General features: G+C 46.4%; 11 protein-coding genes. 1 reads left to right on the top strand and 10 read right to left on the bottom strand.

Translation table 11 applies throughout. The features are described 5' to 3' along the window. Window positions 1-67 precede the first annotated feature (67 nt). From MBEAL2_RS17925 to MBEAL2_RS17895, 10 genes are all read right to left on the bottom strand, one after another. Entirely contained in the window at window positions 68-277 is a 210-nt protein-coding gene (locus MBEAL2_RS17925) for a hypothetical protein (protein WP_047153643.1), read from the bottom strand. Window positions 278-323: 46 nt separating this feature from the next. Next, window positions 324-566, bottom strand: coding sequence for a hypothetical protein (locus tag MBEAL2_RS17920; protein WP_047153642.1), 243 nt, complete (start codon window positions 564-566; stop codon window positions 324-326). 28 nt (window positions 567-594) lie between these two features. After that, window positions 595-1,623, bottom strand: a complete 1,029-nt coding sequence (locus tag MBEAL2_RS29440; RefSeq protein ID WP_052947803.1) for an RHS repeat domain-containing protein — start codon at window positions 1,621-1,623, stop codon at window positions 595-597. After that, window positions 1,544-2,695: an RHS repeat protein gene (locus MBEAL2_RS29435; RefSeq protein WP_052947802.1), complete on the bottom strand. Its 1,152-nt coding sequence runs from the start codon at window positions 2,693-2,695 to the stop codon at window positions 1,544-1,546. Before MBEAL2_RS29435 ends, MBEAL2_RS29440 begins: the two co-directional genes overlap by 80 nt. Before the next feature lie 74 nt (window positions 2,696-2,769). Further along, a complete protein-coding gene (locus tag MBEAL2_RS29430; protein ID WP_052947801.1) occupies window positions 2,770-3,018 on the bottom strand; it encodes a hypothetical protein in 249 nt (82 codons plus the stop codon). A gap of 11 nt (window positions 3,019-3,029) precedes the next feature. Further along, complete coding sequence (locus tag MBEAL2_RS29425) at window positions 3,030-5,867, bottom strand: DNRLRE domain-containing protein (RefSeq protein WP_052947800.1); 2,838 nt, start codon at window positions 5,865-5,867, stop codon at window positions 3,030-3,032. Window positions 5,868-6,149: 282 nt separating this feature from the next. After that, complete coding sequence (locus MBEAL2_RS17910; RefSeq protein ID WP_047153641.1) at window positions 6,150-6,944, bottom strand: ABC transporter ATP-binding protein; 795 nt, start codon at window positions 6,942-6,944, stop codon at window positions 6,150-6,152. Then, window positions 6,937-7,896: an ABC transporter permease gene (locus MBEAL2_RS17905; protein ID WP_047153640.1), complete on the bottom strand. Its 960-nt coding sequence runs from the start codon at window positions 7,894-7,896 to the stop codon at window positions 6,937-6,939. The genes MBEAL2_RS17910 and MBEAL2_RS17905 overlap by 8 nt, the downstream gene beginning before the upstream one ends. A gap of 141 nt (window positions 7,897-8,037) precedes the next feature. Then, window positions 8,038-9,105: an ABC transporter substrate-binding protein gene (locus MBEAL2_RS17900; RefSeq protein ID WP_082130009.1), complete on the bottom strand. Its 1,068-nt coding sequence runs from the start codon at window positions 9,103-9,105 to the stop codon at window positions 8,038-8,040. A gap of 245 nt (window positions 9,106-9,350) precedes the next feature. Continuing rightward, window positions 9,351-10,262, bottom strand: coding sequence for an RluA family pseudouridine synthase (locus MBEAL2_RS17895; RefSeq protein WP_236692929.1), 912 nt, complete (start codon window positions 10,260-10,262; stop codon window positions 9,351-9,353). Between the two features lie 167 nt (window positions 10,263-10,429). On the opposite strand from MBEAL2_RS17895, the gene pyc reads away from it, so the two are divergent. Further along, window positions 10,430-13,885 (top strand): pyruvate carboxylase, encoded by a 3,456-nt coding sequence (gene pyc, locus MBEAL2_RS17890; protein ID WP_047153638.1) that lies wholly within the window; start codon window positions 10,430-10,432, stop codon window positions 13,883-13,885. Window positions 13,886-13,938 lie beyond the last annotated feature (53 nt).

Here is a 13,938-nt window from a genome sequence, read left to right as displayed (position 1 = left end):
GAATACCCTACTTTTTTATTGCTTGAAAGACACCAAATTTTGGTGAAATTCCTTTACACAAAATATTTTACGTCATCTCAATATTTTGTTTTCGATAATAATCATCATTAACAAAGATAGAACGAATGTCTTTTTTGATAATATATTCTATACAATTATCTAATTTGTTATCTTCTATAAAAATAAAATTACTACCTATATCCTCGTAAAATTTGAATCCATCTTTTTGAAACATATCCATCCCCCCTTTTTTATACATTATTTTAGTAATCACCAAGAATCTTTCTTCCTGGGTGAATGGGCACTGTGACCTTTTTATTAATTTATAAATCTTCTTTAATAAGTTTTATTGAACGCTCATCAAATCCTTTAAGATTGCTTTCGTTATAAAGTACTACGGTAATTTCATGATTAAAATTCAAGTCATTGATATGAACATGTTCATTATTTCCGAAGCTATCAATCAATCTTTCTAAATCAGCTTTTAATTCATTGGCTTCTTCTAATTTTAAATATAATATTACATTTCTTAAAGATTTGCTTGTATCATTGTCAAGTAATCTCAAAATTTTCACCTTCCCTTATATGTTTTTATTATTTATGAGGAACATCTTTAGGATAAATTTGTCCTGATTTTACCCATTTTCCATTTATTAACTCTTCAATGTGACCATGAGGACTCTGATGAGGTGAGGGGTTTTTTATATCAAATCTAACCCTTTTTGTACCATCTTTTGACATAAAGACTTTGTCCCCAGCTTTATTTACAATCCATTTAGCACCAGGTCCTAACCAGATTTTTATTGCCTTAGCAACAGTTGATACTTGACCACCTCTTGGTGTAAGTGCCATCATCAAATCCATTTCGAATCCGAAGTCTTCATGTACAGTATCTCTATTTAGCCAATATCTTTGATAAGGTTTACCCTTATTAACTATCCAGGAGCCGTTGTGGGCAGCATCAGGTGTTTCATTATGATTATTTTTTTTGTTGGTGCAATGCCCTGGATGAGCATACATCAAATGCTTTCCAATATACGACTCACACCAATTTCCTGTGCTATCGATATTGTTTACAGGGTTGTTATGAACATATGTGTAACCATTCAAGGAAAGTGGGGCATCACCATGTCCTTTATACGTATCCTCGGTAATAAATCGACCGATGCTCGGATCGTAGTAGCGGGCCATGAGGTAATACATCCCCGTACTCTCATCATATCGGTATCCTGCATAACGGTACGGATTCGAAGAAGCCATAGCCCCTGTTTGAGAGGTAATATTGCCAAAGGAATCATATTGATACTGGGCAACGGTATTTCCATTACTATCGGTTAACGAGGTTACATCCCCATGACCGTTGACATGATAGTAGTAGGTTGCTCCGCCTTTGGTGATGGAAGCAGGTTTCCCCTCCGCATCCCAGGTATATTCGGCAATAATATTATTGCTCGCATCTGTCTCATAAAGGACCTTGTCTCCGCTGTAATGAAAGTTAACCGTTCCAGCTGAAGTTATTATACTCGCCCGTTTCCCCTCATGGTCATAAGTGAAGGAAGCAATGACGGCTCCAGTGGCATCTTTTACCTGGGTAAGCTGGTTTTCCTCTGATGGAGATGACATTCCCCCGCTCGTCATACACAAACTTGGCCTGGTTGACTCCATTCCGGGACAGAGAGGTCACCTGATTCAATTGATCATAGGTGTACTCTGTGGTTATGGCTGGAGCTGTCCCTGCGGTTGCGGTGATCTTCGTTGGATTCCCGTTTTCATCCAACTGATAATCAAGCGTGTTGGCCGTCCCTTCTGCTTTTTTGGTCATACGATCGTTGCTGTCGTATGTGTATGTCGTTGTTTTTCCAGCCGCATCCGTAACGGAAGTCATATTTCCATTGGCGTCATAGGCCAATCCCCATTTTTTAACCCCATTGATGGACAGGCTATCCATCCAGTCAAGGGCATTATAGGTAGAGGATACCCTATCGCCTTTTGGTGAAATCAGCTTTGTCATATTTCCATTCTTATCATACCCAAATTGAGTTACCTGGTTTAAGGGGTTGGTCATTTTGGAAACCTGGTTGTTCTCATTGTACGCATAGCTGGTCACATTGGCTTTGGCATCTGTCATCCTGGTTAGGTTGCCTGCCCCATCATGTTCATAACCCGTCACTCCCAGCTTCGCATCCGTCACTTTGCTAAGCAGATCCCGGGCATCGTATCCGTATGAGATGGTTTGCTTCTTCTCATCGGTGAAGCTGAGAGGGTTCCCTACAGCATCGTAACTATAGGAAACGTTGTTTCCCAGCGGGTCCTTCACACTGCTGACATAGTTCCCGGTAGTTTCATACGTGTTGTACGTAACCGAAGCTCCTAGCGATAAACGCATAGCATCAAACCAGGCGGTTCCAGCCTGATTAGAGTAACAGTAATAAACATCAATGGAGCTGAACGCTTTGGTCGGTTTTACGTCCGCTGCCACATGCTGCCAGTCGGCTATGCTTTTGTTGAATTTATTCACAAACCAGCCCACAGTTCCATCCGTATAGTTGACCCCCACTTTCATGCTGTACTCCCCGCCATTCGGGTCTGCTGCCACTTGTTTTGACCAGCCGGACAGCGTGAGGGGGGTGGCTGCATCACCAGATAGATGGATATGCTGGGAAACACTTTTATCCTTTGCGGGTTCTCCTGCCATTTTAAATGACTGGCTTCCCACATAGCCCGTGGTTGTATCGATCCCGTCAGCAGGCGCTAGCGTACTGCTCCTTGTCAGGCGTCCATCTTTTGTTCGAAGCCTGCGTTTTCAACCAGGTTGTACGCGCTTAATACGCTTCCCTTCTCCAGCTGAATGCCATCGAAGTAGGCCGTACCGGTACCTGCGTTAAGACCGACCGATACTCTAATTTTTTTTGTATTGGCCGGTGCATTGTCAACAACGGTTTGAATCCGTGTCCAATCATGGGTTCCTTTTACCTGATAGGACTGTTTCTCCCCCAGCCATGTACCTGCATCGTCCAAAAACTCCACTTTTACGAGGCTTTGCCTGTTGTATTGTCTGTTTTTACATACCCGCTCACGATATATTGCTCCCCCGGAGTGTAAAGAGCCATTTGGTCGGAACGAGCCACCGCCCACCCTGTCGGATTGGAGATGCTAATCGACTTATTTCCTACCTTCGAAATCGTCGACCAGGCATACGTCGCTGTTTTGCCCGTCTCTGTTAATTGGTCCCAATGATCCGGCCAGGTGGCGGAACCTAATTCGAAACTCGTGTTTACCGCCAGGTTATCTGCCGCAGACATTGGCTCAGTAGAATACTCCAGAAGACCGCTTGGCTCATAACGGTCTGCCGACGCCGACATCGCGGGGTCAATGGATTCGGTCTGATTGTTTTTTGCATCATAATCCGATGTACTGACGTTGTTGTTGAAATCCTGTCCCCAAACTACATTGTTCTGATTATCGTAGGTGTAGATAATTTGTTTCATATCGGGACGCTGGGCAATCGTCAGGTTTCCCTTCCCCTTTTCATACTGGTATACGTAGGCTTGTCCTTTCGGAGCGAGGACCTGAGTCAAGTTATTCTCATTGTCATACGTATACTTTGTGACCACCTGGTTTGCCGCATCCAGCGGATTTTCCGTTACTTGAGTGAGTCTGTCACTTGGATCGTACGTGTAATCGATCTGTTTTCCTTCCCCATCCGTAACCGACGTAACCCGATTTACCGTATCGTACGAGTAGCTCGTCGTACTCGTTTGAACCACGCCGTTCACCGTGATAGGGCGGCTGACACTCGCCACCCGATCCGATGCATCATACGTAAGGGTCGTTTTAATGTTGCGCGCATCCGTAACCCCTGTCAGGTTATGGGCGGCATCATACGCAAGGGTTGTGCTCATTCCTGCCGGACCGGTAACGGTGATTAAATTTCCTGCCGCATCGTAAGCATAGCTCGTCGTGCGGTTGGCCGGATCGGCAATACTGGAGACGTACCCATTGGTTCCATACGAAATCGTTGTGATTCTCTTTGTTGCATCGGTGATAGTGGTTAACTTTCCAGCGGCATCATACCCCAGGGTCGTGGTGTTTCCATTGGTATCCACAAAGGAAGCGATTTTTCCGCTGGTGTTAAAATTGATTTTCGTTCCGTCTTTCTGGGTAATGGTATAGGTTCCGTCTGCATTTTTATCGAGTGTTAAATAAACACCCCCGGCAGCGATATACCCTCCACTTGTGTTTTCTCCGAAAATGTGGCGATTATTATCCCCATCAATTAAGGTAATCGGTCCGGTGCCTCCATCGGCGAGGCGGGCTTCGACATTACTGCTCCACCCATAGCCAAACATACCTGCTACGCCCGATTTGCGGCTGTTATACACCCGGCTCACACTCACCGGCACGCCCCGTCCCGGCGTGGAGACATCGGTTCCATCCACCACGAGGTTTCCGTTCGCCACGTTGACCCCGTCCTGGCTGTATCCCCAGAAATCTTCAACTCCAATTGGGTCGACGGTATAGTTCACGGTCAATTGCAGTGTGTTCGTTCCGCTGTTGACCGTGTTGAATACCCAATTGGACGCAGCTGTTTCGCTTTGTTGTTTCAACATAAACCCATAATTGGGCTGGCTGTTGTTGTACCAATCTTTCGCTAACTGCGTAATGTCCCACTGCCAGTATCCATTTGATGTATTACTCGTTACCGTTGATTCCGCAGTCGTTTTTATCGTGGGTTGGGTATTCCATGCCACGTATGAGTTCCAATCACTTGTTATGCGACTAAGGGAAATGGAAGTGTTGGTGGTATACGCCTTGGTTTGAAAAGCACTAAAAGAAGCATTGGTGATACTACTGTCACTCGGTAGCACAGGCAGATAAAATTTTAAAAGTGAACGGGTCCAACCATAAAAACTGTCATATCCCGCATACATGCTTGCATCGCTGGACGAATAAGAGTTAGGATAATTCCCACTGACAAAATTATCACGCTGCACATCCCAATTGTTCACCGTCGGATCCATCGTGACCGGAAATTTGGTTGCAGGATCCTTTAAGAACGCTTGGTCAGCAGTGATGTCTACATACGTTTTCCCGCCTTCTTCCCGGAGGGAAAGAGTGACCTTATCGGAATGCTTTCCATTCGCATCCGTCATAAAAGGCTTGGCAAAGAACCATTGTTCTTTCCCTTTACTGTCCGTAAAGATGATCATTCCTTTTTTGTCCGTTGCCGCTTTTAGACCGTCCAGCTTTATTTCATAACTAAACGCGTTTTGTGCCGCAGCACTATTAAGAATGAGATCTTCCTTTACAGCGCCACCTAAAACATGGTAACGGGCATCGACTTCTAGATATAGGCTTGGGTATGTAATTTCATTCCCTTTTATCTCCGCTTTTACTTTACTGGCCTGGACCGGGACAAGCGCCAGGCTTTTCCCATCCTTTTCGGCAGAAACAAGCTCCGTGCCATCGGCTTCATCGGCCACAGAAGCCGTAAAATCATTCGCCGTGTTCTTATGTTTCCCCTTCTTTTTTGTGTTGGCTTTCAGATTGTTATCAATCTTCTTCCACTTTTTATCCGCTTTGTCCTGATAAAACTCAGGCTCACTAAAAATTTCTTCCGTAAACGTTCCGTTCGGATTGAGATAGCGGGTCGAATATTTCGTCCGCTTACTCGTTAACTCCAGTTTGGTTTTGGGAAGCTTATTTGGAATTTCACCAACATCGGCCACGATGGGAACATTTTTCTGGGGTGCCCGTTCCGCTTCACTCGGGGCTGCGTTCGCCACCGGTATGGTGATAAATTCTAAAGATAAACAAATAGAAATAAGTAATGATAAATAGCGGTAATAAGGTCTTGAAGATGACAATGTTGTTTCCCCTTTCTTTACTTTCAAAAAATATTGATATAACAAAATAAATATACAGGAGGCGTATATCACTTTCGTATATATCAAAATTATTGGTTAGTTATCCTTATCAAGGAAAGGGGGTTAAATAATGTCTGATTCATTATTATTTAAAAAATTGAAAATTATTTCAAATAAAGAAAGACATAAAAAAAAGGAGCTGATCCAAAAGTCTAACTAGACGAATGGGTGACAGCCCCTTTTTTACATAAATACGTGCTTCTAAGACACTGGGTTTGACCTCTAGGCAAGAACCGCCCGGTCACTGGCAAATTTCTCGCCGCGCAAACGCTGGAATTCATTAAGGAGACGTTCAATCGTCAGCTGCTTTTTCTCCTCCTGGCGGACGTCCAGAATAATAGATCCTTTATCCATCATAATCAAGCGATTCCCTAAATCAAGCGCCTGCTGCATATTGTGCGTTACCATGAGCGTCGTCAGCTGCTGCCTGGACACAATTTCCTCCGTAAGCTCCGTTATGCGCTGCGCACGCGCCGGGTCAAGAGCAGCGGTATGCTCATCCAGCAGGAGGACCTTCGGCTTTGTAAATGTCGCCATCAGCAGACTTAGCGCCTGCCGCTCCCCGCCGGAGAGAAGCCCGACTTTCGCGCTCAGGCGGTTTTCCAGCCCAAGGTGAAGGGATGCAAGGTATTCACGAAACTCTTCCCGACGTTTCGCCGTTACACCCCGTCTCAGTGTCCGCTTCTTATCACGGGAATAGGCAAGCGCCAGATTCTCTTCAATCGTCATAGCGGGAGCCGTTCCGGCCATCGGATCCTGAAACACGCGTCCGATTATCGGTGCTCTCTGATGCTCACGCAAATGATTCAGAGTCGCCCCGTCGATTTCTACCGTCCCGTAATCAGGTGTTAGCACACCCGAAATAATATTCATCAGCGTGGACTTACCCGCACCGTTGCTCCCTATAATCGTAACAAAGTCACCCGGTTCGAGCGAAAGGTTCACATGGTTTAACGCGATTTTCTCATCTACCGTTCCTTCATTGAAAACTACATAAATATCATTTAACTTAAGCATGCCGCTTCACCTCGCCCTGCTCGATCCCTACGTGCTCCTGTGATGCCATTCTGTTCTTTCGCCGTTCTGTGCGGCGCTTCTTTTCCTTATACCAGGATGATAAACGAGGCATAATGAGTGCAACAATAACAATCAACGCAGTCATTAGCTTCATATCGGAAGGTGCCAGACCGACCTGCATGGCAATTGCAACTACCAGCCGATAAATAATCGCCCCACCGATGACTGCAAAGGTTGCACGCTTAATCGATTTATCGCCGAAAATCGCCTCCCCGATAATGACGGAAGCCAGGCCGATGATAATCATCCCGATCCCCATAGAGACATCTGCAAATCCCTGATACTGGGCATACAGTGAACCTGATAAGGCAACCAAACCATTTGAAATGCTCAGACCAAGAATAATCGTATTGTCCGTGTTTGTGGAAAAGCTCCGGATCATTCGCGCATTGTTTCCCGTTGCACGGATAGACAAACCAACTTCCGTATGCAGGAAGTAATCACTAATGAATTTAATGACAAAAGCGATAATTGCAACGGCAACCAATGTACCGTAATCACCCAACGCAGCTGTAACATCTTTAATCTGGGACATGAGCGTATCGTCGCCAAGCAGCGGCACATTTGCTTTCCCCATAATTCGCAGATTAATCGAATACAGAGCAATCATTGATAAAATCCCTGACAGCAGGGCATTAATTTTCCCTTTTGTATGCAAAATCCCTGTGAGCGCTCCGACGAGCAGCCCGGCGAAAAGCGCCGCAATGGTAGAGACAAACGGAGCCAAACCCGCTGCAATCATCGTGGCGGAAAGGGCTCCTCCGGTGGCGAAACTCCCGTCTACCGTCAAATCCGGAAAGTCTAAAATACGAAACGTTAAATACACACCAAGCGCCATGATGGCGAAAATAAATCCTGACTCAATTGAACCTATGAAAGCTGTAGCAGACATACCATAAGGTCCTCCTTTCATCCTGCACTCATCCGATGATGTAGTTTATTGTAGTGAAGGGGCGAAGGTATCCAGCGCGAAGCGGAACGAACTATCGTTCCGCTTCACCCCATATGGAGGACCTGCCAACACTTCCATTCGTTACTTCTTCTGCTCGATAAACTCCGGCTTCCATTTATCCAGTGCTGCTTTCGGGAGCTTATCTACATCAATTCCCTGCGCCTTTGCCGCTTCTTTGTTAATCACAAGATTCAGCTTCTTCGGATAGCCAACTGCTAAATCACCCGGTTTGGCACCTTCCTTTAAAATTTTCACCGCCATCAATCCGGTATCATAGCCGATATCTGAATACTCAAATCCAACACCCGAGAAGCCGCCGGCCTTAACAGACTCAAGCTCTCCTACGAATAGAGGAATTTTGTTTTTGTTTGCCACGTCAACAATCGTCTTTAAAGCTGTTACCGCAGTATTGTCCTGCGGAACGTAAATCGCTTCGACCTTGCCGATGAGCGATTCAGCTGCCTGCTTCACTTCACTTGTATTCGTTGCTGTCGCATCTACAGCCGTTAACTGAAGCTTCTGCAATTCGTCCTTCGCTACTTTTACATTGGCAACGGAATTCGCTTCCCCGCTGTTGTAAATAATACCGACCTTCTTTGCTGAAGGGAAGAAGTCCTTAATTGACTTGATTGTATTCGGAATCGCATCCGGAGGCGTATCGGAAAACCCGGTTACATTTTTCCCAGGCTTGTCAAGGCTTTCTACCAGCTTGGCTCCTACAGGGTCAGACACTGCTGTGAAGAGAACCGGCGTGTCCGAAATATTCTGTGCCAGAGCCTGCGCATTCGGCGTTGCAATCGCAAGCACCAAATCCTTCTTGTCTCCTGCAAATGTTTGTGCAATAGTTGTAACAGCCGCATTATCTGCCTGCGCGTTCTTAATATCTATGTCGACATTTTTTCCTTGTTCGTAGCCATTCTCCTTTAATGCTTTTAAAAACCCTTCCCGGGCTGCATCCAGAGCAGGATGCTCAACATACTGGGAGATTCCGATTTTTACTTTCTTTATCTCCCCCTGCCCTGAAGCTGCTTCGCTTTTCGCACCTTCCGCAGGCTTAGAAGCTTCCTTGTTTCCACTGCAGGCGCTGAGCAGCACCAGCATAGCAACAATAAGAAGCCCGAACCATTTTCTACTGTTCTTCTGCATCATTTTTCCCCTTATCACTTTATTTTTTTTTTTATTTTTTTAACTATTCGACGCCAATTAGATTTATTATAACATGTTCTGTTTTACTTTAAAGCCAAAAATGAAACAAAATATTCTATCTAATTAAGGTAATTTACATAGGTATAATTGTATTTTATAACTTGTCTCTGAAAAAAAAATTAAAAGAGCCACTTTGTGATTAATAAACAATTCACCGGCTCTTTAATCGCGTTTCTTTTCTTACCCCATTACTTTTGTTCGTTGAGCACGGCCGCCATATCGTCGGGCAGGGCCGTCTCAAAAGAAAGTTCTTTTTTATGGCGTGGATGCGGAAAAGACAATGTTTTAGCATGGAGCGCCTGCCTTCCAATCTGCTCCCGTGTTCCCCCATACATATCGTCTCCAAGGAGCGGATGGCCGATGTGGCTCATATGCACACGAATCTGATGCGTGCGACCGGTGTCCAGCTTCAGCCGGACATGCGTAAACGAATCATATACAGCAAGTACTTCATAATGAGTCCGCGCCCACTGCCCCCCTTCACTTACGACTCTTTCCATTATAGAATCGTCTTTGCGCTTTATCGGCGCATCAATTGTTCCCGCTACTTCCGGCATCCTGCCGTGAACGAATGCTTCATAATATCTGGTGATTCCGCCCGTCTGCTGCACGATTGCCATTTGCTGGTGGGCATACTGGCTTTTCGCAATAATGAGCAGGCCGGATGTATCTTTATCAAGCCTGTTTACCGGCCTAAACTTTCGGGAAATGCCCTGCTGTCTCCAATGGTAGATAACCCCGTTGCCAAGGGTTCCCTGTCCGTGCAGCATCGTTGGATGCACGCACATGCCGTACGGCTTGTTAACGACGAGGATATCTTCATCCTCAAACACAATCGGGAAGAAAATCGGTTCGGGTATAATATTTTCCGACTCCTCTTCAGGCAGGTGAAGCTCCACTACATCGCCCGCAGCGAGCGGATGATCAAGATACGTTGACTGGCCGTTTAAATGAATCCCCTTTACATGTTTCAGCTCGACGAGCAGGCTTCGTGATATTCCATGTTCCTGGCGGAGAAAACTGCGCACATTGTGTTCTGTTTCCGCCGGTGGAACCTCAAACCGGAGAACCTGCGATTTTTTGCTATTCATATAATCCATTCCTTTTTGCCACCTTAATATTATGCCGGTGCTTGTACTTAAGATGTTACAGCTTTCGTATTTCTACATTTTACTTTATTTTTATAGCTTATGAATATTCATTCGTATGTTATTATTATTAACATAGATTTCAATTCCAAAGAACATGTATAGAAAGGGAGATATGAATGGCCCAGGTGAAAAGATTTAGGAAAGTTTTGGTGGCGAATCGTGGAGAGATTGCCATTCGGATTTTTCGCGCGTGCACAGAGCTCGACATTCGCACGGTTGCTGTCTATTCCGAGCAGGACAATGTTTCTTTGCACAGGTTTAAAGCGGATGAAGCCTATCTCATCGGCGAAGGAAAAGGCCCCATCGAAGCTTATCTCGACATTGAGAAAATTATCGAAGTAGCGAAACGGCACGATGTAGACGCCATTCATCCCGGCTATGGCTTTTTGTCGGAAAACGAACAATTTGCCGGGCGTTGTGAAGAAGAAAACATCGTTTTCATCGGGCCCAAATCCGAGCACATTCGCATGTTCGGTGACAAAGTAACGGCCAGACAAATCGCGATTGAAGCCGGAATCCCGGTTATCCCCGGAACTCCCGAGCCTGTATATACCTTGGAAGACGCGCTGCGGTTTGCTAAGGAGAGCGGATATCCGATTATTATTAAGGGCGTATCCGGCGGCGGCGGGCGCGGCATGCGGATCGTACGCAAACCTGGGGAACTTCAGGAAGCGCTGGACAGAGCGCGCTCTGAAGCCAAATCAGCATTTGGCAATCCGGCTGTTTACCTCGAAAAGTATCTCGAAAATCCAAAGCATATTGAAATTCAGATTCTCGCTGACCAGCATGGCCATGCGGTTCACCTCTTTGAGCGGGATTGCTCCATTCAACGCAGGCACCAGAAGGTTGTCGAAGTAGCACCGAGCCTGTCGCTGACCGAAAGGCAGCGCGAAGATATTTGCGATGCAGCACTTCGCCTTTCCCGGGCATCCAACTACCTCAATGCCGGGACAGTAGAGTTCCTCGTGGCCCCGGACGGCAGCTTTTATTTTATTGAAGTAAACCCGCGGATTCAGGTAGAGCATACGATTACCGAATTAATTACCGGTATCGATATCGTCCAATCCCAAATTCGCATTGCGGAAGGCTATGCTCTGGAAGATAAGGAAATCGGAATTCCATCGCAATCAAGTGTGCAGATGCGCGGCTATGCGATTCAATCACGGGTTACGACAGAAGACCCTGAGAAGAATTTCCTCCCGGATACAGGCCGCCTTCTCGCCTACCGTTCCGCGAGCGGGTTCGGCGTACGGCTTGATGCAGGCATTGGGGCACCCGGGGCCATCATCACACCACATTATGATTCACTGCTCGTAAAAGTATCCACCCATGCCCTTACCTTTGAGCGTGCAGCGAAGAAAATGCTGCGCACCCTTAAGGAGTTTCGTATCCGTGGTGTCAAGACAAACATTCCTTTCCTGGAAAATGTCATGCAGCACCCTGATTTCCTGAGCGGGACGTATGATACTTCCTTTATTGATGCAAAACCTGAACTATTCGAATTCGCGAAAAAACGCGACCGCGGAACAAAGATTTTAACCTACATCGGGCAAACGATTGTGAACGGCCACCCTGGCCTCGCAAAGTCAGACAAGAAGCCGTCGTTCAGCGCACCACGGATTCCTGAAACCTCAATTAAACAGCCCTACCCGGCAGGAACAAAGCAGATTTTAGACGAGCAGGGGCCGGACGGGCTCGTCAAATGGATTCAAGGGCAGAAGAAGCTACTTATTACGGACACTACGTTCCGCGATGCTCACCAATCTTTATTTGCTACGCGCGTTCGGACATACGATCTGCTGCAAATCGCCGAGGCGACAGGCAAACTTGGGCATGAGCTTTTCTCGCTGGAAATGTGGGGAGGCGCCACCTTCGATACGAGCATGCGCTTCCTAAATGAAGATCCGTGGGAACGTCTGGAAAAGCTTCGCGAAAAGATTCCTAACGTTCTGTTCCAGATGCTTTTCCGCGGTGCCAATGCCGTTGGCTATACGAACTACCCGGACAATGTGATTAAGAAATTTATCCAAACATCGGCCAGATCGGGCATCGATATTTTCCGTATTTTCGACAGCCTGAACTGGGTAGACGGGATGCGCCTTGCCATTGAATCGGTCCGCGAAACAAATATGATTGCTGAAGCGGCGATTTGTTATACAGGTGATATTCTTGATCCGAAACGCAATAAGTATGACCTCAAGTATTATGTCAATCTGGCCAAAGAATTGGAAAAAGCAGGGGCACACATCCTGGCTATAAAGGACATGGCCGGCTTATTAAAGCCATATGCCGGATATCAGCTTATTAAGGCTCTTAAAGAAGAAATCGGAATTCCGATCCACCTGCATACCCATGATACAAGCGGAAACGGCAATGCCCTTCTGCTCAAGGCGAGCGAAGCCGGCGTCGATATCGTGGATGTCGCCCTGAGTTCGATGTCAGGATTAACCTCCCAGCCGAGCCTGAATGCTCTGATTACCTCATTAGAGCACGATGAAAGAAATACGCGCCTGAATACAGATAACTTCCAGCAGCTCTCTGATTACTGGGAAGATGTCAGGCAGTACTATACTGGGCTTGAAGCCGGTATGAAAGCAAGCAATGCCGAAGTGTACAAGCATGAAATGCCGGGCGGCCAGTACACAAACCTTCAGCAGCAGGCTGCGGGGGTAGGACTTGGTGATCGCTGGGATGAAATTAAGCAAATGTATACTAAAGTAAACCATATGTTCGGAGACATCGTAAAAGTAACGCCATCGTCTAAAGTCGTCGGTGACATGGCCTTGTTTATGGTACAAAATAACCTGACGGAAGAGGACATTTATACGAAAGGACAGAGCATCGATTTTCCGGAATCCGTGATTACCTTCTTCCAGGGCTACCTTGGACAGCCGTACGGCGGATTCCCTGAGGATTTGCAGCGCATTGTCCTGAAAGGCCGCGATTACTTCACAACAAGACCGGGTGAGTTGCTCCCGCCGGCGGATTTCGATGAGATCTCCACTATGCTTGAAGAGAAGCTGGAGCGTCCTGCAACGGATTATGATCTGCTTTCCTACGTTATGTATCCACAGGTCTTCCTGAACATGCATGAGCGCCAGCTTGAATTCGGTGGTGTTTCTGTTCTCGACACGCCGACTTTCTTCTACGGACTGCGCCTGGGAGAAGAAATCGCTGTCAATATCGAGCAGGGAAAAACGCTAATGGTGAAGCTTGTTTCCATCGGAGAAATCGGGCCTAACGGCACCCGAACGGTTTATTATGAACTAAACGGCCAGCCACGTGAGGTTAGCGTGCGCGACGTCTCAGCAAAGGTCACAGTCGCTCAGCGCATGAAGGCGGATCCTGCAGAACCGGGACAAATCGGCGCATCCATGCCGGGTAAAGTCCTCAAGGTTATGGTGGAAAAAGGCGATAAAGTAAAGAAAGGCGAGCACATTCTTGTTACGGAAGCAATGAAGATGGAAACAACGATGCAAGCCCCGTTTGCCGGCACAGTGAAGGAAATACACGTCAAAGCCGGAGAAACAATCGAAACGAATGATCTGCTCATCGTCATTGCGAAAAACTGAATAATGAGCGCAAAATTAAAGGGAGCACACTCATTTGAGGCGTGCTCCCTTTA

The organism is Aneurinibacillus tyrosinisolvens (genome assembly GCF_001015055.1).
GTDB lineage: Bacteria > Bacillota > Bacilli > Aneurinibacillales > Aneurinibacillaceae > Aneurinibacillus_A > Aneurinibacillus_A tyrosinisolvens.
Note: the sequence above shows the minus strand (reverse complement) of the source record. Positions and strands in the feature narration are given on the sequence as shown.